The following is a 19640-nucleotide window of genomic DNA, read 5'->3' as shown; positions in this document are numbered from 1 at the left end:
TTTTAAACTAAAAATTGACTTCGACACCTAATGTAAACCTTCGTAATCTTGGAATACTATTTTCATCTACTCCTTGTGGATTAACTTCTGGGTCTAGACCATCATAGTTGGTAAAATTGTATACGTTGTCTGCATTGATGTAAACTTTTGCTCCGTCAAGAGAGTTTATATTAGAAGCATCAATATTATATCCTAACCTAAGATTTTGAATTCTTACAAAAGAACCATCTTGTATCCACCAATCAGAGAATGCTACATTTCTGGTTTCTCTTAAAGAAGGGTATTCATTTGTGCGATTATCAGGAGTCCAGCGTTCAAATAAATTACTTGCTTTACCTCCACCAGCTTGAGTGCTGAATTTATTAATATCAACTACATCTCCACCAAAAGAACCATTAAATAATGCGGTCAATTCCCAGTTTTTGTATGAGAAATCTAATGTTAAACTTCCAGTAAAATCTGGGTTTGGGTCTCCGATTACGGTTCTGTCGGCTCCAAAAGGATCAATAACGCCATCTTTGTTAAGGTCTTCATACAAATATTCTCCTGCTTGAGCATTAGCTCCAGAAAAACCAGATGCTAATCCTTCTTCTTCAGTTTGAATAATACGTCTAACTCTAGCTCCATAAAATACATTTATAGGTTGGTCAAGTGTTAGTGTATTTATTGGTGAGCGAAATTGATTTCTGAAGTTAACTCCGGTAAATCTAAACTGATTACCAAAATCATCATTTAAAACTGAAGTAAATTCAGAAGGCCCCAAACTGGTAACCTTATTTATATTCTTGTTAAAAATTATACCTGCAGAGAAATTAAAATCTTCTTTTCTAATAATATCTAGATTAAGACTAACCTCAACTCCTTTGTTTTCTATTTCACCAGCATTGATTCTTAAAAAATCAAACCCAGAAGTGGGAGGTAGGTTACTATCTACCAATAAATCATTGGTGATTTTGTTATAAAAGTCTAAGGTAAAACTTACAGTTCTGTTAAACGCAGCAAAATCTAACCCTATGTTAAATATTTCTGTCGTTTCCCATTTTAGATCCGGGTTACCTAACCCACGAGATTCTGCAAATATTCCATTGTTACTAATGATACCAGGACCAATTGTTGTAACAAAACCGCCATTAGTAAAAAAACGACCTTCTCCCAGTCTATTTAAAGTTTCGAATGCTCCGATAGCTTGATTTCCAACAATCCCCCAACTCACTCGAGGTTTAAGTTCATTAATAAATGGAAGGTTGTTACTAATGAAAGGCTCATTTTGCATTTTCCAACTTATAGCACCAGATGGAAAAAAAGCATATTTATTATTTTCTCCAAAATTTGAAGAGCCATCTAGTCTTCCTGTGTATGTAAATAAAATTTTGTTTTTATAGGAGTAATTAACACGTGATATTAAAGATGATAATGTTGAGGTTTCAAAGTTGTTGGATACTCTTTGTTCATTACCTAATCCCAAATTTCCTGCTCCTAAGGATTGATTTGCAAAATCCTGCGCTCTTAATTGAGAGGTACGAACTTCAAAATATTCACTAGAATACCCTCCTAACAATGTAAAATCATGATCTTGACCTACTGTTTTATTATAGGTGAAATATGCATCAACAACTACACGTTGATTTTGAAAGTTGTCATGAAATCCTACGCCATTACCCTCTGTACCTAATTGAGTAAATATTGAAGGGAAAAATCGCTCTTGAAAAGAAGAACCTAAACTATAATTAAATTGAGACTTAAATTGCAAAGCATCATTAATATCCCAAAGAAGTATGGAAGAAGATGTTAAATCCAAAGTGGTAGATTCGTTTACTCTTAAAGAAGTAAGCGCTGCTGGATTGCCAAAATCATTATCATTTGCTCTAAAAAAACTACCATCTTCATTAAATAAAGGAAAAATAGGATTTCTATTAAAAGATAAGCCGCTATTATCATTTCTTCTTCCTCGAGAAAAATTAATGTTTGTAGCTAGACTAAGTTTTTCTGTTAGTTTTTGATCAATTCCAAAACTTACTGTGAATTTTGATAAATCATCATCGCGTACTACTCCGTTTTGTGTATTTAGGTTAAGTCCAAAATTGTATTTAGTACTCTCATTACCTCCCCAAATACTTAGATTGTAATTATAATTTAAGGGCTCTCTAAAAGAATATTCAATATAATCTGTAGTAGGGTAACCAGCTCTTAGTTGATCTATTGAAGGAAAAAATGTACCATTAATATCAGGCGCTCCAATATAGAGTGGTGTAAGTCCTGAGTTTATTCGGCTTTCATCGGTTAATACAGCTAAGTCCACAGGGTTTTCAAATGAATCAAATTTTGATGAAAACCTACTAATTGTAGTTAATGCAGAAAAATTAACTTGCATCTTCCCTTCTTTGCCTCTTCGAGTGGTCACTAGTATGACCCCATTAGCTCCTCTAGAACCATAAATAGAAGCTGCAGATGCATCTTTTAGTACTTCTACAGAAACTATATCTGCAGGATTAATTTGCTTTAAATTTCCGGCATCTCCTAGTGGAAAACCGTCAACAACAATTAGAGGAGTTGTTGCGGTAAATGAACTTGCTCCTCGTATTCTTACATTTAATCCGGACCCGGGAGCATCAGACGGATTCCCAATAACTAAACCAGGAATTCTACCGATTAATAATTCTTCTACAGAGTTTGCAGGAATCTCAGACAGGCTCTCAGCTTCTAAGTTTATTGTTGCCACAGCTCCTGTTAAATCACTTTTACGTACTGATTGATAACCAATAACAACAACTTGTTCAAGTTGAGAAGTTTCTTCTTGCAAAACTATATTGATTACAGACTTTCCGTCTATAGGTATACTTTGGGATGTAAACCCTATATATGTATACTCTAGAATGGCATTTTTGTCAGCAACTTCAATAGTGTATTCACCATCAAAATTGGTAACGATTCCGTTCGTGGTACCCATTTCTACTACTGCAGCTGCCGGAATCGGCATTCCGGAACTGTCTGTAACTTGCCCCGTTATGACAATTTGCGCAGACATACTAGCAAAGCAAAGCATAGCAATTGTAGTTAAAAATAAATACTTTGGTAAAGTTTTTCTCATAGATATAAGGACTTAAATGTTAATTTTTTGTAAAAGTAATAGAGTTGATAACGTGCTAATGGTACTTTAATGTTTATTTGTGTGCATTTTATGAATTTAGTAAAGAAGTTTGTTTCAGTTTTTATTCAAAATATTGATAGTCATATAGTTATGAGGTTTTGGGTCTAAAGATTTCTATTTTTTAATTTCTTGATTAACGAAAAATGGTATTTTTAGATAATTTCTAAATATCAAACATTAAACCCCAAATGAAAATAATTAGAGAAGTAACACCAGTAAAATCAGAGGATCCTTTTATAATTTTGAAACATGAAAATGCTCGTTTTGATTATCCTCTTCATTTTCATCCAGAGTATGAGATTAACTTTATTTTAAATTTTAGTGGTAAGAGAATTGTGGGAGATTCTATTGAGGATTGTGAGAATACAGACCTAGTATTAATAGGTCCTTATCTACAACATATATGGAAAACTGAAGAATGCACAAGTAATGCAACAGTGATTACAATTCAGTTTCAAGAAAATTTTTTAGGGTCTAAATTACTTAATTATGATCTATTTAAAGAAATAAAGGAACTATTAGAATTTTCGAGAAAAGGAATTACTTTTTCTAATCCAACCAAGGATAGGATTGGTAAAAAAATAATGCAGTTATGTGAAAAAGATGATTTTGATACATTTCTATTATTTCTAGAAATTTTAAAAGATTTGGCTATATCTTCAGATAAAAAGATTTTAGCAAGTTCTCCCATTGCTAATCATATTTCTCAAGGAAAAAGTCGTAGAATCAATGCTGTACTTCATTATATAGAGAACAATTATGCTAATGATATTACTCTAAGTACCATTGCAAAAATAGCTAATATGTCTGAGTCAGCTTTTAGCCATTTTTTCAAAAAAAGGACGAATATGAATTTTACACAATATATTCTTGATTTTAGAATACGAGTGGCTACCAAATTATTGCTGGAAACAGAAATGGCTATTAATGAAATTTCATATAAATCAGGATTTAAGACGCTGTCAAATTTTAATAGAACTTTTAAGAGAAAACAAGGGAGCTCTCCAAGAGAATATAGAAAAAATTATATTAAAGAAGTTATTAATGAAAGTATCCATGAATGATTTAGTCTTTTATAAAAATAACTAATACGTTTAAAGAAATACCTCATAAAAAAATAATATTAATTTTTAATTTTTCTTAGAAGGTATTTCTTTAGGTTATGATCTTATTTTATTGCTACAAAAATATCCACTTCTGCATCTCTAGGGTTCTGAGCTTCCTCTCCATAAACTTCAAAATCGGTACTATAAGTTCGATCTAAATCTGTTTCCCATATGTTTATCCATTTATCATAAATTACACCTTGAGTGATATCTCCTTTTGCAGTAAATCGAGAATACATACTTTTTTGTACTTGTACACCTGTCATACCTTCGGGAATCGAATCCAGATTTTCTACTTTACAGCCCAACACCATAGTATAGCTTTCGGTATGATCACTTTCATAATCTGTGTATATTGCATAAATAGAATCTTCAATTCTATTAGGTATTTTATGCATTGTTCCATCAGCCATAAATGTATCCCATAAAGCAGGAATGTCTTTTGCAAACTTTTCGTTTTTTTTAGTAGTACGCACCGAAACCCCAATAACCCAAAAAGGGTCAAGTTTTGTTTTTATCATGATTTTTGATTGTTAAAAATTAATACCAGAATAAAATTATATAGGTATTATGACAAGGGTGTGTCAGTAGTATTAATAACTTTAAAAAAAATCATATTGTTTGTTTAAATGTTTAAGAATTATTATGTGAAACCAAATTGTAGAGAGGTAATATTTTCACTATAAACAGGGGAGAGTAGTTTGGATTTTACTGTTATTTTAGCGACATAAATTTAAAGGAAGTATTAAACCTAAAACCAATGATCAATAAATACGGTTTACTTTTCGTTTTGATGTACGCCTTATCAATTAATGGACAAGAATATAAAAAGGTATACAAAGAAGACTGTACTTTGAGAAAAGCTTTAGAAACTCCTAAAAAGGTAAAGTTATTAAGGATTCATTGTCTGGAAAAAAATGAACTATCAGAAGCTGTTGGCAATTTTACTAATTTAATAGCGATAAAGATACAGGCCAGAAATTTAGTTAGATTACCTGATAATTTTGGAGAATTAGCTAACCTTATTAATATAGATATAGGTGCTTCTCAAATTGTTGAGTTACCCGAGTCCATTGGAAAATTAAAAAAGGTCAATGAATTGGAAATAAATAAGGGTAAATTAAAATCATTACCTGAATCTATTGGAAATATGAAAAGTTTGAGAGAAGTAGATTTTATGGATAATGAAATTGAATACCTCCCCAATACTATCGGAAAATTAAAAAACATAGAAAGACTACGAATTTCTTCTAATAACATTAAAAAACTACCTAAATCTTTTGGAGGTCTGCGCTGCCTCGAATGGCTGGAAGTAGAATATAATGAACTTGGTACATTTCCTAAGTCGATAGGAAGCTTAACATATTTACAGAAATTAGATGCTCAAAATAATGAGCTTGTCGAATTACCAAAAAGTATAGGAAAGTTAATTCATTTAGAGCGACTTGATTTGTCAGATAATAGGCTCACAGAACTTCCCGAATCTATTGGTAAATTGTCTAATTTAGAAATTTTGGACCTTGCAGAGAACGAAATTCTGGAACTTCCTGATGCTATAGGAGAACTATCAGAGCTAATACATCTGGACTTAAGAGGTAATAAATTAACCTATTTACCAGAGAGTATTAAAAATCTAAAAAAACTAGAATATCTCGATATTCCCAAAAATCTTTTTTCCAATAAAGAGAAAGAACGTATTAAAGAGCTGATTCCCTGGTGCAATATCACATTTTAGGATTAGTATATCGTATGAGGAGATTTTAAATAATTAACGTTTAACATTAGATAAACCCTAAATTCTTAAAATCAGAACTTAGAACATCATAACTGTCTACTTCTAACCAATTATTTAAAATTGTAGCATATACACTTCTAAAATCAACCGTATATTTTATATCTCCATTATCGTCAAGATCAGAAAGGTTTGGTAATTCGTTATAAATCCCCGCTTTTTTTAGGGAACCACTGATGGCCGTCACATTGTTAGCAGCTCCATGATCAGTTCCTCGACTTCCATTTTGTTTTACTCTTCTTCCAAATTCTGAAAAAGTTAGGATTAATGTATCATTAAAACGATTATTCTTCTTTAGATCACTCACCAAAGCACCTATAGCTTCTGAGTATACTTTGAGTAATCTATCCTGACTATTCAATTGGTTTACATGGCTGTCGAACCCTCCTAATGAGCTATAATATACCCTTGTTTTTAAACCTGAGATTATAAAATCAGCTATAGTTTTTAGGTTTTTAGCAAAAGGATGCTGAGGGTATTCGGTTGTGGTTGTATAAATTTTGGAAGTTTCATGAATATAAGAAGCAGAAGAATAGGTCTCTAACATCGTTTTGTATAGATATCCTTGATTGTCCTCGTCTAACATTTCTTTTGTAGTATTGGCAACGATATTTTTAAAAAATGGCTCTCGAGTAGTTTTATACAGTTGATTAGGATCAGAAACTGCTATACCATTCATTTGATTACCTTTCATGGCAAGAGAAAGAGAATTATCTACTTCTACTGCTTGATATGGGTTTTGACAGTTTGAATCTAAGTATCTTCCTATCCATCCTGTATGTAAATATTGATTTGTATCACTCGCAGTTTGCCATATATCAGTACTTCTAAAATGTGATCGATTTGGGTTTGGATACCCTACATTATTAATTATTGAAACCTGCCCCTGATCATATAGTTCTTTAATTACTTTAAGATTGTCATTAAAAGCCAGATCATTTGTTATTTTTAAAGTTTGTGTTTGTTTTTTTGCAATAGAGGGTCTTAAGTTGTGATAAATATCATTGCTAATGGGGATAATGCTGTTTAAACCATCATTCCCACCAGAAAGTTGAATAATGATTACATTTTTATATCCAGATAATTGTTGTGGGGATAAGAACTCCATACCCTTTAAAAAAGAAGGAATCAATGTCATCCCTGATGCAAAAACTGATTGTTTTAAAAAATCTCTTCGTTTCATATTTTTTGACTTAGCAAAGTTGATATTCAGGTAGACTTAATAATTCGACAATAAAATTTTTAGTGTCTGATGAATCCAAATCCTTCAACACTTTTTTTGCAATTTTAGACGGTTCTGGTTGAAGTATGTAGTGTGATAATGTTATTTTATCTTTTTGATCTAAACCTGACATAAAGTTATCCCAATCGGAGGTGGCTTTTACTTTTTTCTCGATTTGAGTTTTCATTTTTTGATAATACTTCTGTTTCATCATTACGTTCTCAGGCATATCACCTTTATCATTCCACTCTATAATACCGCTATTAAGTATTACTGATGCTAATTTAAGACGTAGCATTAGGGTAGAATTATCTATCCAGGTTTTTCCACCAGGCCATCCTGCAACATTAGGTGGAAAAAATAGCATCTGATTTAGTTTGCGTTGTAGATATAGTATTACTTTAGGGTCATCATACTTTACTTTGAAAGGCCTGTTAAGACCTACCATGAGTTCTATCGGAGATTTAATCTTCACTCCAATATTTTTTGTGTTATAAAACCAATTACTTTCAATTGTAGATTGTATTAATACCCTTAGGTCATAATCGGAGTTATATAAAATATCAGACAATTGTTTTATGAGATCTTGATCTGGTATCGGATTTACAAAATACTGATAGAATTTTTTGGTAATATATTGAGCTGTTTGTTTTTCTTTTAAGAGTATCTTGATAACATCTTCACCTGTAAAGTCACCTGTTTTTCCTAAAATTGTCTTTGTTCCATAATCATGATGATTACTTCTAAAAATAAAAGCTCCGTCTTTCTTAAAATTCCATCCTGTAAAGGCTCTAGCAGCTTCTTTAATATCTTTTTCAGTATAGCCATTATCTCTACCTAGTGTAAAAAGTTCCATAACTTCCCGAGCAAAATTTTCATTAGGGTGATTTTTTCGATTTTGACGATTATTTAGAAAAATTAGCATGGCTGGAGATTTAGAAACTTCCATTAACATATCTCCAAAATTTCCTAAAGCATGTTTACGGATGATGTTATTGAGATGTATACAAACTCTTGGCATTTTAAGTCTAACCGCAAAATGATTATGAAAAAATAATGTCATTTTCTCACGTAAAATTTCTTCTGTTGTCGTTAATTGAGTGAACCAAATAATATTAAGTTCATTCATTTTTTTTCTTTGGAGCTTCCGTAGCTTTTTTCTTTCTTCTTTGGATAATTCTGAAGGATTTTTCTCTAATGCTCCGAGATCCATTGTTAATGCAGTACTCTGCCTACTTTCTGAAAATAGTTGATCTATAATTTGTCTTTTGGATAATATTCTTGCTGTCTTTAATTGTGATGGTGAAATTCCAAAACCAAATCGCCAGTATAGATGTTGAATTTCTTTGTCACTTAATGTATTCATAATAGCAGGTTTATATCTAGGACTTATAATATTGTAAATGGTTTAATGATACTTCTGTTTATTTTTTAAAAAGAAGAATATTTGTTAAGATGTTGTAATAAAAAAGCTCTTCATTTTTTGAAGAGCTTTTTTATATTGTTTTTTATGATCGTATTACTCACATTTTATTTCGCTTTTAACAGCGTCGTCTTTTATAGCCGTTTCTTGTGTTACGCCTTCTGTAAATAATACAAACTTGTCGATCCCATGTCCTTTTGATCTTCCTGAGATTTCAATTGTATAATCCCCAGCACTATCAAAGACTACAAAAATATTGTGCCCATCATTGTCACTTGTAGAAGATTGCCAATGCCATTTGCTAGCTTTATTCATATAAATTTTAAACCACCCATCTTTACCTGATCCATTGGGTGTAGTTGATGTTTGTCCATTACTCTCAGGAATAGGGTCTAGTGTGGTGCCTTTTGGATATACGATATGTCCATCACCTTTTTGTCCGTAAAAATGTTTTGCATCAGGGATTCTCAACCAGGAATCGTTATGTTCAGAACCATTTGTCCCAATTGTAATATAAGAACGCCATATGAATCGATATGTTCCTGGTTTTGTAATTCTAATTTTGTACGATAACAGTCCTTCTCCTGGTTTACCAAGGAAATCCGTACCATTCCATACCAAATAACCATCTCCAGAAAATTCAGAAAGGCTTTTTGTTAATTCCCAAGGAGTACCAGAAAAATTTCCATTTTCTGATTCTACAATAAGTAAACCGTCTTTTTCTGTAAATATTGCAGTTTTTCCACTCTCACATTCTCCATTATTAGGATTGACGTCGGGAGTAGTGGGTGTTGGAGTAGGTGTCGGGGTGGGTGTTACTTCTTCTCCTGTTTCTTCAGGTTCTTCACTGTCGTCACTACTGCATGATATTAGCACTGTGAAAAGAAAAAAGTATAGGATGTACTTTAGATTTTTGGCGATCATAATTTAGGGTTTTATTTAAGGTTAAAAACTCAATTTAGGTAGTTTTAGTATTTTTTAATAAGTAGTATTATGAATTTTTAAAGAATTAGCCAAAAGTTGCCTCAATAAAAACATTTGTTATAATTATAGCTTTGATTACAAAGTCTTTTTTTCAATCAAATCCCAAGTATTACCATACAAATCTTCAAAAACGACTACTGTTCCATAGATTTCTTCTCGGGGTTCCTCTCGAAATAGGACTCCTTTAGATTTCATGTTATTATAATCTCTCCAGAAATCATCTGTATGTAAGAATAGAAAAACTCGACCACCAGTTTGAGAACCAATAGCTTTTTCCTGCAAAGAGGATGCTGCTTGAGCTAATAGAATATGGGTTTCTGCTTGTTTGTGAGGAGCAATGAGTACCCAACGCTTTTCATCATCTACAATGCGATCTTCTATTAAAACAAAATTAAGTTTCTCTGTATAAAATTGAATAGCCTCATCATAATCTTTGACTACTAGTGAGAGAGCTCCTATTGTACGTTTCATCAGTTCGTGTTTATGATTTATCAAGAGTAAAATGAACTCTGAATTGATTATTAGAGAGTGTTAAATTAGTGGGATCTATTTTAAGAGACTATTTTACACGTACCGTATCTGGGACTAATCCAGTATAATCCCCGCCATGTCGAATCACATCACGAACTATAGATGAAGAGATATAACTTTTACCAGAAGACGTTAATAGAAATACAGTTTCTATCTCAGACATTTTTCTATTCGTATGGGCAATTGCCTTTTCAAACTCAAAATCTCCTGGGTTTCGGAGTCCTCTAAGGATAAAATTGGCATTTTGTTGTTTGCAAAAGTCTACAGTTAATCCTTCATAGGTAATCACTTTAATCTTAGATTCGTTTTTAAACGCTTCTTCCATAAAGTGCTTTCGTTCTTCTAGAGAGAACATATATTTTTTTTCGGCATTTATACCTATAGCAAGAATAATTTCGTCAAATAGTGTGAGACCTCTCTCGATAATATCATAGTGGCCTAGAGTTATAGGGTCAAAGGATCCTGGAAAAACAGCTCTTCTCATGAGTGAGTATTGATTGTTGTATTTACAAAGATAAATGAATTTATGATTTAAGAAATCAGAAAATACAAATCACTAGTTAATACTTCTGTTTTTTTGCTGTTAAGCAAGATTCTATAGCATTAGAAAATAATTCTTGCAAATTAATTCCTGCTTTATGAGCTTGCTGAGGAAGAATGCTGGCCTCACTTAATCCTGGGTTTGTATTCATTTCTACAAAATATGGTTCTCCGTGGTGAAAGATATATTCACTTCTAGAAAAACCTTTCATTTTTAGAATTTGATACACTTTTAGTGCCAGGTCCTTAACTTTTTTGGTATCTTCTTCAGACAAACGTGCTGGAGTAATTTCTTCAGATTTTCCTAAATATTTTGCTTCATAATCAAAGAATTCATTTTCTGTTACAATTTCTGTGATTGGCAGTACGGTATTTTTTCCGTTATGTTGAATGACCCCAACAGAAACCTCAGTTCCACTTAAAAAAGATTCGATGATAATTTCATCATCTTCTTTATAAGCGATTTCTATTGCAGGAAGTAATTCTGCTTCAGTTTTCACTTTGGATACGCCATAACTGCTACCAGCTTTATTAGCTTTTACAAAACAAGGTAATCCAACAGTGTCCAAAATAGTTTTGCTATCAATATGATCTCCTTGGTTTAAAAAATAATTAGTTGCAGTAGGTATTCCGTAAGGTTTTAAGGTACTGATACAATCACGTTTATTGAATGTAAGTGCAGCCTGATAAAAATCACAAGCAGTTTGCGGAATTCCTATTAAATCAAAATAAGCTTGAAGCAAACCATCTTCACCAGGTGTACCGTGAACTGTATTAAAAGCAGCATCAAAAATAATTTTTGTCCCATCTAAAGTTAATGAGAAATCATTTTTGTCTATGGGATGTTTTTGGTCAGTATCATCTACATAGTACCAATTGTCCTTAGTAATGTGAATGCGATAAGGGATATATTGGTCTCTATCAAGTTTATTATAGACTACATTTCCGCTTTGGATAGAGATTTCAAATTCGCTTGAATATCCTCCCATCAAAATGGCGATGTTTTTCTTCATTGATTGGCTTTTGAAAACAAAAATATCATTTCTCTAATAAGAAAAGCGTAAAACTTTCCGTTTTTATATATTTGTCCAAATTATATAATGTATTTATGAGCGTATTTATCAATTTTCTCAAGGACCTTTTTAAGTTTGTTTATAGTAAAATATTCTTGATTCAACTGGTGATAGCAGTTGCGATGATTGCTATTCTCTCATATGTAGCACTACAGTGGTTAGAAGGTACTACAAATCATGATCAACGTATTGTAGTACCAAGTTTAAGTAAAAAGACTTTGGATGAGGTAGGAAAAGTACTTGAAGAAAAAGATTTGAGATACGAAGTTCAGGATTCTGCGAGTTTTAACCCGGACTTTCCTAGATATTCTGTTATTGAACAAAATCCAGTTGCAGGTAGTGAAGTAAAAGAAAACCGTAAGATATATGTGACTTTAAACCCATCAGGTTATCGTAAGATAGAAGTGCCAGAAGTAATACAAAGAACAAGAAGGCAGGCAGAACCAAAATTAATTGCTCTTGGTTTTAAAATAGGCACTGTTACATATCAGCCAAATATCGCAAGAGATATGGTTTTAGAACTAAGACATAAAGGAAAAAGACTAAAGCCAGGAACTAAACTAATGAAAACTTCTACCATAGATTTGGTACTAGGGGATGGAAAAAGAGGGACAATAAACCTTTCCAATTAATATAAAATATTTTGGAGGAAAACTTGAACATAGAAGATTTTGATACTACCGATGATGATTTATATGAGCATTATCGTTTTGTTGCAGGTGCGGGACAGGTTCCTTTGCGGGTAGATAAATTTTTAATGAATTTTGTTGAAAACGCAACTAGAAATAAGATTCAACAAGCGGCTAAAGATGGTAGCGTATTTGTGAATGATATAGCCGTTAAATCAAATCATAAAGTAAAACCTAACGATGTAGTTCGGGTATTATTTTCACATCCTCCTTACGAAAATCTATTAACTCCAGAAGATATACCACTGGATATTGTGTATGAAGATGATACCTTGCTTGTGGTTAATAAACCAGCAGGGATGGTTGTACATCCTGGTCATGGAAATTATTCAGGAACTTTAATTAATGCTTTAATTTATCATTTTGATAATCTACCTAATAATAGTAGTAATCGTCCTGGATTAGTACATCGTATTGACAAGGATACCAGTGGATTACTCGTAGTTGCTAAAACAGAGGAGGCAATGACTCATTTGTCAAAGCAATTCTTTAATAAAACCAGTGAAAGAGAATATGTGGCTATTGTATGGGGAAATATTAGTGAAGAGGAGGGGACTATAGAAGGTAATATAGGTCGTCACCCTAAGAATAGATTACAGAATACTGTTTTTGAAGGAGAAGAGGAAGAAAAAGGGAAACCTGCAATTACTCATTATAAAGTTATTGAACGATTAGGGTATGCTACCCTAGTTTCATGTACACTTGAAACAGGAAGAACTCATCAAATAAGAGTGCATATGAAACATATTGGTCATACGCTTTTTAATGATGAACGCTATGGAGGAGATAAAATATTAAAAGGCACTACATTTACTAAATACAGACAGTTTGTCGAAAATTGCTTTAAAATTTTACCTAGACAAGCTTTACATGCCAGAACTCTTGGTTTTGAACACCCGATAACCGGAAAAAAAATGCATTTCGAAACTCCTATTCCTGATGACATCCAACACTGTGTAGAGCGATGGAGGAATTATGCCAAAAATCAATTAGCTGGTGATTAAGATAAACCTTTAATACCTACATCATGGAAATTTCTTTCTTAGAAATATTTGTTCTGATTGGGGTTATTCATGGATTTGTTTTAGGTATTGTCATCCTGTTTTCGAGATTTTTTAAAAATAAAGACAATACATATTTGGGGTATACTCTTATTATTTTATCAATAATTGGAGTAAATAACTGGTTTTGGGATCTAGAAAAAAACCCTTTTGTGATTTCAATTCTAGATGTGTTTTTATGGCAATTCCTTTACCCGGTTACATTATTTATTTTTTTTATAAAAAAAATAAGACACCCTTTTGGAGGAAGCCGTAAGCTTTATTTATTGTATGTTCCTTTCCTTTTCTTAAGCAGTATTAATGCCATTATATCTTTAGATACAATTTTTGAGGTTTATAAAATTACATTGACAAATAAAAAGGAAGTTGTTTTTTTATTTTACAAAATAATAAGCATACTCTCGGTTGTTTATCCGGTAGCTTTTATGGTGACTTCGTTTTGGTTCTTATTTTGTTTAAAAACACAGTTTGACATTAAATGGATTAAACGGATATGGATTTTTATTTCTCTTTTAGAAATTTATGGAATTGTTTTGGAAGGAATGAGATTTATGTATGGTTATAAAATGCCTTTGACTTATTTATGGGTTGGAGTCTCTGTATTTATGTATTGGTTGATTTATAAAGGATTATATCAGTTTAAATTATCAAATGATCAATATGAAATTAGTCATCGTTTTAAAAGAGCGAAGCACGATCAAAAAAAAACTGTAAAAAAGGATGTAAACCCCTATATAGAGCAATTATTAATGCTTATAGAGTCTGAAAACATTCATCATAATCCTGATATTAGTCGTGATATAGTTGCCAAAAAACTAGGGATTAGTAGCGGATACCTTTCAGAACAAATTAATAAGGAAAGTGGTAAGAATTTTTCAGAATTCATAAATAGTTATCGGCTAAAAGATGTTCAGCAAATGATTTTAGATTCAGAATTTGACAAATACAGTATTCTTGCTATTGGTCTAGAAGCTGGTTTTAATTCGAAAACTACTTTTTATACTGCTTTTAAAAAAGAATTAGGAATGTCTCCCAATCAGTTCAAGAAACAAAATAAATAAGTTCGGATTTCTCAGGTTCTGACAATCCAGAACATTCAAAACTTCTATCGTTATTAGCTTTGACATCAATAATCCTTAAAACAATATGATGTCTAGATTTAGTAAAGCTTTAATAATAGGTAGTATGTTATGGGCAGGCAATTTTGCTATGTTATATTCCCAGAATACAAATGGAAAAACTACTTCTTTTGAAAATGTAAATGTGATTCCGATGAATAAAGAAATCATTCTGTATAATCAAAGAGTGATCACTGTAAATGGAAAAATATCAATAATAGAACCTGCTTCAAAAAAAATATCACAAAAGATAGATGTCATTATTCAGGCAAAAGATAAATATTTGATTCCAGGTTTAGCAGAAATGCATTATCATCTTGAAAATGATGTGAAAGATGAATTTAAACTTTTGATCGCTAATGGAGTCACAACTGCAAGAAATATGGCAGAGTATGAAGGTCAAGATCATATAGCTATTAGAGAAAAAGTTAAAAACAATGAATTATTTGGGCCTTATTATGTTACTACAGGACCTTATCTGAAGGCAAATGATCTAAAAACAGTCACAGATGTAATTGATGTTGTAAAAACACATCATCAAAGAGGGTATGACTTTTTAAAAATAGCCGACAACCTTCCTAAAGAAATATATACAAAATTGTTGGAAGAGACCGGTAAGTATAATATTCCTGTTGTAGGTCACGGACAACGTAAACTTCCTTTAGAATATTCATTAAGGATGAAATCTATAGCACATGTAGAAGAGTTTATGAATATATTCAATACTCAACAAAAGGCAGATACTTCGTATTTAAAACAAGCTGCTATGATAATTAAACAGAGCGGTTTATACGTATCCCCAACTTTAGGGGTTTATGAGATGATTAGTAGATATGCAGACGATAAAAAATTTGCTGTTTTAAAGAAAAGTGATGTTATAAAATATCGACCTAAAGCTTATGTTGCATATTGTTTATCAGATTCAACTCATTACCGTTCTAATACTTGGTTTACCGCACCAGCATCTCTGATTAGACTTAGTAAAGAATTGCAATGGCAGAAGGACTTTACCAAAATATTAAATGATGCAGAAGTACCGTTATTTGCAGGAAGTGATACATATGGCCTTTTTTTACCTGGTTTTTCATTACATCGGGAGTTAGAGCTGATATGCAATGCAGGGTTATCTCCTTATGAGACCCTAAAAACAGCTACAGTGAACCCTGCAAAATACCTAAACAGAACTTCAGTAAGTGGTACAATTACGGAAGGAAAGTTGGCTGATTTGGTGTTGCTAAATAAAAACCCTCTAATAGATATTCGTAATACAAAAACTATTGAAGGTGTTATGATTAAAGGAAAATGGTTAGGGAAAAACGAATTGGGCGCAATGCTGAAAGAGGTAGAAAATAACTGTAAAAAGGAGGGGGAATGAAAAAAATAAATGCCACAATTTAAATTTGAAAAAGAACGCGTGATACAGCTATTTTGTTTATTATCAAAGTATTTATAAAAGATTAAATATAGGTTATCAAAAACTTTATTTGTAAATAAATAAGGATTAATGGTGAAATAATAGTAACTTCGCGTTTTAATATTTTATAATGAACAAAGGAACAGTAAAATTTTTTAATGACTCCAAAGGATTTGGATTCATCACAGAAGAAGGATCAAACAAAGATCATTTTGTACACATTTCAGGCTTAATTGACGAAGTACGTGAAGGTGACGAAGTAGAGTTTGACCTTAAAGAAGGTAAAAAAGGAATGAACGCGGTAAACGTGAAAGTATTATAATATACATTTGACTTTTTTAAAACACAAGCCTGTCTATATAGACAGGCTTTTTTTGTTTATAGAAAGAAGGTTTTAATAAAATCTTCTTATCGCTTTAAGAATTTTATCGGCTCGTTTTAGTTTAAGTTTTTTGATATATTTATATGATCGATTTAGAATTTTTTGAACTCGAGAGTTGTTTTTATAATCTTTTCGTGTATTGTATAAATCTAAGGCGATTTGCAGATCATCAGGAGTAAAAGAAACACCAGTATATTGCTGAAGGATTTGTAAATAAGTGAACCCAAATTCTGCTGTAGGTTCTATCATAGTCCCTTCTCCAAAGTCGTTCCATGTAATAATCTGAATAAAATCTGAGAGTTCATGATGAGTATAGTTAAGAGTTTCTACAAAAGTATGTCCTTGATCAGTATCAATCGTCCAGTCATTTATTCCATCAGACCATCCACCTTCTGCATAGAAACTTTTAAATCCTGGATAAGAGGATCCAACAGTAATATTGTTTTGCATTTGATATGTATCATAATAGTATTCATGAGCAAGAAGGTGATCTTTATCCACCCATAAAAATTCGCCTGTTGCATTTACCCCAACCCGATTCTTAGCAGCCCATAAGGTCAAGAAATCAGGACGATTATCTGCGGGTAAAATATCAAATACTTGATTCCATTCATTTTCTGTAGTCAAGTAATCAGGACCAAATATAAATAGTACGTTTTTATCATTGTATTTGATATATTCTGGACTCGAAAAATACTGTTCATTAATGTATGTAAGATCTTCTTGAGCGGCTTCTATGATGTTTGAAGATAATGACTGAGCTGCAGCTTGTGCTGCCACTCGATCTTCATACATGATGGCAAATTGCATTCCCAAATCTTCTAGAGTACCAATAAAAGTTTCTGTAGATTGTTTAATTAGCCCATAGTCATGTAAGTCTCTACTGCCATACCAGTCAAAGATTACACCATCGACTCCAGAAAGTTTCATCATTAGAAAATGATATTCTTGTAAGTCTGGATCACTAGATGAGTAAGGGCCAATAAGAGGATAATAATAAGAAGCAATTTGTAACGTATTATTTTCATTTTTGATTTCGGGATTCTGATTGCTCATAGTCCAATGTTGGCCCCAATACCCATCAAAATCTTTATTCTGAAACCATGGGAGATAATGTACATAGACTTTTTTAGGATTTTCTTTGACGATATCCATATGAGAAATATCTACAATATTTCCTTTTTCTTCAAGTTCTATAAATTCCAATTCTTCTTCTAATACCTTTAATAATTCTGCATCGGTATAGGTAGAATCCTGAACAGTTTCTGAAATAGATAACTCTTCTACTTGTTGTTCTTCAATAGAAATGATTTCTTCTTTTTCACAAGAATACAAGAAAATGATTATAAAAAAAATGGAAATAGTAGGTTTACACCAAGATCTTAACATAGTACACATAATTAAAATAGTTACACCAAAAAATTGTCTAAAAGAGTTTAGTTTTATTGTACTAAGGAGATTTGTGAATAATTAGACTACGAATCCTTTTCTTATCTAAGTTTTGGATTCATACAATTTTTGACGAAATGAGGGTTTTACCTCTATGTGTTACGTTATTTGTGTTAAAAGTAATTAAATTAATTTGCTTTGGAAAAATATTTTTGGTTTTTTTTAACATTTTTCAAATTGAATATTGCTCTTAAAACCAGTGTTTTATGGTGAATGGCCTATGTTTTGGTAGTGTTGATAAATTTTTTTTATGAATGAATAATTAAGAAATAGTATGAATGATTTATATGTACAACATACAATTGTATTTTAACTATAAAATTCTTTTATATGGATATTAAACGAACAGGACATATTCTTTATGTGAGAAAATATAAAGAATGTATACTATTTTATAGTACCGTTTTAAAACTGGATATTTTGTTTCAAAATAAAGAATTAACATGTTTTGATTTTTTTGGAACATATTTAATGATAGAAAAGGAAGATAGAGCAGATTATTTGAATCTTGATGGAGGTGTCAAAAAGGCATTTAGTTGTATTCGAATGCACGTTATAAACGTAAAAGAGATAGTCCTCGATTTAAGTGCAGAAAAGATACCAGTAGAATATCAGGAACATAGTTGGGGTGTTGTAGCAAAGTTTTTTGATCCAGATGGAAATCTTCTGGCATTTAAAGATGAAGAAACGTTTGCAAAACAAATAAAAGAATATATCAAATAGAATAACTTTTATATATACCTAAATAGAGAAGAAATAGGTCAGTAAGTTTTAATTCTAAATGCACAATCGTATTTTTGAAAAACAAAAAAGTTGTATAAATGAAAATTGTAGTATCTCCAGCCAAATCATTAGATTTTGAAACCGCATTACCCACTAAAAAGCATTCATCTTCAGCCTTTCTTCTTGAAGCAGAAAAGTTAAATGGAGTGCTCAAAAAGAAATCTCCAAAAAAGCTTTCTGAGTTAATGAGTATAAGTGATAAACTTGCACAGCTCAATTGGCAACGTAATCAGGAGTGGAGTCTTCCTTTTACTGTAGAAAATGCAAGACCTGCAATATATGCATTTAGCGGTGATGTATACACAGGATTGGATGCGTACACACTATCAGAAGAAAAATTAAATCTGTTACAAGATCAATTAAGAATACTTTCTGGATTATATGGCATCTTAAAACCCTTGGATCTTATACAGCCATATCGTCTTGAGATGGGTACAAAACTTAAGATAGGACGAAAAAATAATTTGTATGAGTTTTGGAAAAAAACGGTTACTCAACAGATAAACGAAGAGCTACAGGAGGATGAATTATTCATCAATCTTGCGAGTAATGAATACTTTAGTGCAGTAGATATAAAAGCATTAAAAGTTCCTGTAATCACCCCTCAATTTAAGGATTGGAAAGGAGATAAGCTTAAGATGATTAGCTTTTTTGCAAAAAAGGCGCGAGGTATGATGGTGCGTTATATTATTGATACTAATGCAAAAACTATTGAGGATTTAAAAGGATTTAACTATGAAGGTTATGGTTTTAGTGAAGAATATACCACCAAACCTAATGAGTTGGTTTTTGTGAGATAGTGTAATCATTATCATCCGATTCTTAAGAAAAAGTGTTTTTTTCTTACTATTAAACATAGTGTTCCTGGATAGGTATTAGCTTTTAAGTAAGTACCATTCTTAAATGCATCTAATTTTAGTATCTT

18 protein-coding genes are annotated in these 19640 nt (G+C 31.7%); 9 read left to right on the top strand and 9 right to left on the bottom strand.

The window, feature by feature from the left end; all coding sequences use genetic code 11:
- Positions 1–7 precede the first annotated feature (7 nt).
- Positions 8–3088, bottom strand: a complete 3081-nt coding sequence (locus DK442_RS26580) for a TonB-dependent receptor (protein WP_109438956.1) — start codon at positions 3086–3088, stop codon at positions 8–10.
- A gap of 248 nt (positions 3089–3336) precedes the next feature.
- Between DK442_RS26580 and DK442_RS26575 the strand changes: the two genes are divergently transcribed.
- Complete coding sequence (locus DK442_RS26575) at positions 3337–4212, top strand: AraC family transcriptional regulator (protein WP_109438955.1); 876 nt, start codon at positions 3337–3339, stop codon at positions 4210–4212.
- A 104-nt stretch (positions 4213–4316) separates the two neighbouring features.
- Here DK442_RS26575 and DK442_RS26570 read toward each other — a convergent pair whose 3' ends face one another.
- On the bottom strand, positions 4317–4775 hold the full coding sequence (locus tag DK442_RS26570) for a GyrI-like domain-containing protein (protein ID WP_167571891.1): 459 nt from the start codon (positions 4773–4775) through the stop codon (positions 4317–4319).
- Positions 4776–5014: 239 nt separating this feature from the next.
- Between DK442_RS26570 and DK442_RS26565 the strand changes: the two genes are divergently transcribed.
- Complete coding sequence (locus DK442_RS26565; RefSeq protein ID WP_109438954.1) at positions 5015–5989, top strand: leucine-rich repeat domain-containing protein; 975 nt, start codon at positions 5015–5017, stop codon at positions 5987–5989.
- A 46-nt stretch (positions 5990–6035) separates the two neighbouring features.
- Here DK442_RS26565 and DK442_RS26560 read toward each other — a convergent pair whose 3' ends face one another.
- The 6 genes from DK442_RS26560 to DK442_RS26535 all read right to left on the bottom strand — a co-directional run bounded on the left by DK442_RS26560 (position 6036) and on the right by DK442_RS26535 (position 11759).
- Positions 6036–7229, bottom strand: coding sequence for a DUF1501 domain-containing protein (locus tag DK442_RS26560; protein ID WP_109438953.1), 1194 nt, complete (start codon positions 7227–7229; stop codon positions 6036–6038).
- Positions 7230–7239: 10 nt separating this feature from the next.
- Complete coding sequence (locus DK442_RS26555) at positions 7240–8634, bottom strand: DUF1800 family protein (RefSeq protein WP_109438952.1); 1395 nt, start codon at positions 8632–8634, stop codon at positions 7240–7242.
- 153 nt (positions 8635–8787) lie between these two features.
- Positions 8788–9615 carry a hypothetical protein gene (locus DK442_RS26550; protein ID WP_109438951.1) on the bottom strand — a complete coding sequence of 276 codons (828 nt, stop codon included), beginning with the start codon at positions 9613–9615 and terminating at the stop codon, positions 8788–8790.
- A 135-nt stretch (positions 9616–9750) separates the two neighbouring features.
- Positions 9751–10146 (bottom strand): VOC family protein, encoded by a 396-nt coding sequence (locus tag DK442_RS26545; protein WP_109438950.1) that lies wholly within the window; start codon positions 10144–10146, stop codon positions 9751–9753.
- Between the two features lie 88 nt (positions 10147–10234).
- Entirely contained in the window at positions 10235–10690 is a 456-nt protein-coding gene (gene coaD, locus DK442_RS26540) for a pantetheine-phosphate adenylyltransferase (protein WP_109438949.1), read from the bottom strand.
- A 76-nt stretch (positions 10691–10766) separates the two neighbouring features.
- Complete coding sequence (locus DK442_RS26535) at positions 10767–11759, bottom strand: D-alanine--D-alanine ligase (protein WP_109438948.1); 993 nt, start codon at positions 11757–11759, stop codon at positions 10767–10769.
- 95 nt (positions 11760–11854) lie between these two features.
- Here DK442_RS26535 and DK442_RS26530 point away from each other — a divergent pair, with 95 nt between their 5' ends.
- The 5 genes from DK442_RS26530 to DK442_RS26510 all read left to right on the top strand — a co-directional run bounded on the left by DK442_RS26530 (position 11855) and on the right by DK442_RS26510 (position 16423).
- Positions 11855–12451 carry a PASTA domain-containing protein gene (locus DK442_RS26530; protein WP_109438947.1) on the top strand — a complete coding sequence of 199 codons (597 nt, stop codon included), beginning with the start codon at positions 11855–11857 and terminating at the stop codon, positions 12449–12451.
- Between the two features lie 11 nt (positions 12452–12462).
- Positions 12463–13512: an RluA family pseudouridine synthase gene (locus DK442_RS26525; protein ID WP_370444686.1), complete on the top strand. Its 1050-nt coding sequence runs from the start codon at positions 12463–12465 to the stop codon at positions 13510–13512.
- A gap of 23 nt (positions 13513–13535) precedes the next feature.
- Positions 13536–14630, top strand: coding sequence for an AraC family transcriptional regulator (locus DK442_RS26520; protein ID WP_109438945.1), 1095 nt, complete (start codon positions 13536–13538; stop codon positions 14628–14630).
- Positions 14631–14715: 85 nt separating this feature from the next.
- Complete coding sequence (locus tag DK442_RS26515) at positions 14716–16062, top strand: amidohydrolase family protein (protein ID WP_109438944.1); 1347 nt, start codon at positions 14716–14718, stop codon at positions 16060–16062.
- Between the two features lie 169 nt (positions 16063–16231).
- Positions 16232–16423, top strand: a complete 192-nt coding sequence (locus DK442_RS26510; protein WP_034244160.1) for a cold-shock protein — start codon at positions 16232–16234, stop codon at positions 16421–16423.
- A 72-nt stretch (positions 16424–16495) separates the two neighbouring features.
- On the opposite strand, the gene DK442_RS26505 is transcribed toward DK442_RS26510, so the two are convergent.
- Positions 16496–17818 (bottom strand): glycoside hydrolase family 71/99-like protein, encoded by a 1323-nt coding sequence (locus tag DK442_RS26505; RefSeq protein ID WP_160114381.1) that lies wholly within the window; start codon positions 17816–17818, stop codon positions 16496–16498.
- Between the two features lie 444 nt (positions 17819–18262).
- On the opposite strand from DK442_RS26505, the gene DK442_RS26500 reads away from it, so the two are divergent.
- Entirely contained in the window at positions 18263–18655 is a 393-nt protein-coding gene (locus DK442_RS26500; RefSeq protein ID WP_109438942.1) for a glyoxalase/bleomycin resistance/dioxygenase family protein, read from the top strand.
- Positions 18656–18753: 98 nt separating this feature from the next.
- Positions 18754–19515, top strand: a complete 762-nt coding sequence (gene yaaA / locus DK442_RS26495) for a peroxide stress protein YaaA (RefSeq protein WP_109438941.1) — start codon at positions 18754–18756, stop codon at positions 19513–19515.
- Positions 19516–19640 lie beyond the last annotated feature (125 nt).

It is taken from the genome of Aquimarina sp. AU119 (assembly GCF_900312735.1).
In the GTDB taxonomy this organism is placed as follows: domain Bacteria; phylum Bacteroidota; class Bacteroidia; order Flavobacteriales; family Flavobacteriaceae; genus Aquimarina; species Aquimarina algiphila.
Note: the sequence above shows the minus strand (reverse complement) of the source record. Positions and strands in the feature narration are given on the sequence as shown.

Coding starts and splice junctions, on each gene's coding strand:
- DK442_RS26570 (WP_167571891.1), bottom strand. CDS start 4,775: ATGATAAAAACAAAACTTGACCCTTTTTGGGTTATTGGGGTTTCGGTG.
- DK442_RS26575 (WP_109438955.1), top strand. CDS start 3,337: ATGAAAATAATTAGAGAAGTAACACCAGTAAAATCAGAGGATCCTTTT.
- DK442_RS26520 (WP_109438945.1), top strand. CDS start 13,536: ATGGAAATTTCTTTCTTAGAAATATTTGTTCTGATTGGGGTTATTCAT.
- DK442_RS26515 (WP_109438944.1), top strand. CDS start 14,716: ATGATGTCTAGATTTAGTAAAGCTTTAATAATAGGTAGTATGTTATGG.
- DK442_RS26565 (WP_109438954.1), top strand. CDS start 5,015: ATGATCAATAAATACGGTTTACTTTTCGTTTTGATGTACGCCTTATCA.
- coaD (WP_109438949.1), bottom strand. CDS start 10,690: ATGAGAAGAGCTGTTTTTCCAGGATCCTTTGACCCTATAACTCTAGGC.
- DK442_RS26550 (WP_109438951.1), bottom strand. CDS start 9,615: ATGATCGCCAAAAATCTAAAGTACATCCTATACTTTTTTCTTTTCACA.
- DK442_RS26535 (WP_109438948.1), bottom strand. CDS start 11,759: ATGAAGAAAAACATCGCCATTTTGATGGGAGGATATTCAAGCGAATTT.
- DK442_RS26560 (WP_109438953.1), bottom strand. CDS start 7,229: ATGAAACGAAGAGATTTTTTAAAACAATCAGTTTTTGCATCAGGGATG.
- DK442_RS26580 (WP_109438956.1), bottom strand. CDS start 3,088: ATGAGAAAAACTTTACCAAAGTATTTATTTTTAACTACAATTGCTATG.
- DK442_RS26555 (WP_109438952.1), bottom strand. CDS start 8,634: ATGAATACATTAAGTGACAAAGAAATTCAACATCTATACTGGCGATTT.
- DK442_RS26510 (WP_034244160.1), top strand. CDS start 16,232: ATGAACAAAGGAACAGTAAAATTTTTTAATGACTCCAAAGGATTTGGA.
- DK442_RS26545 (WP_109438950.1), bottom strand. CDS start 10,146: ATGAAACGTACAATAGGAGCTCTCTCACTAGTAGTCAAAGATTATGAT.
- DK442_RS26500 (WP_109438942.1), top strand. CDS start 18,263: ATGGATATTAAACGAACAGGACATATTCTTTATGTGAGAAAATATAAA.
- yaaA (WP_109438941.1), top strand. CDS start 18,754: ATGAAAATTGTAGTATCTCCAGCCAAATCATTAGATTTTGAAACCGCA.
- DK442_RS26530 (WP_109438947.1), top strand. CDS start 11,855: ATGAGCGTATTTATCAATTTTCTCAAGGACCTTTTTAAGTTTGTTTAT.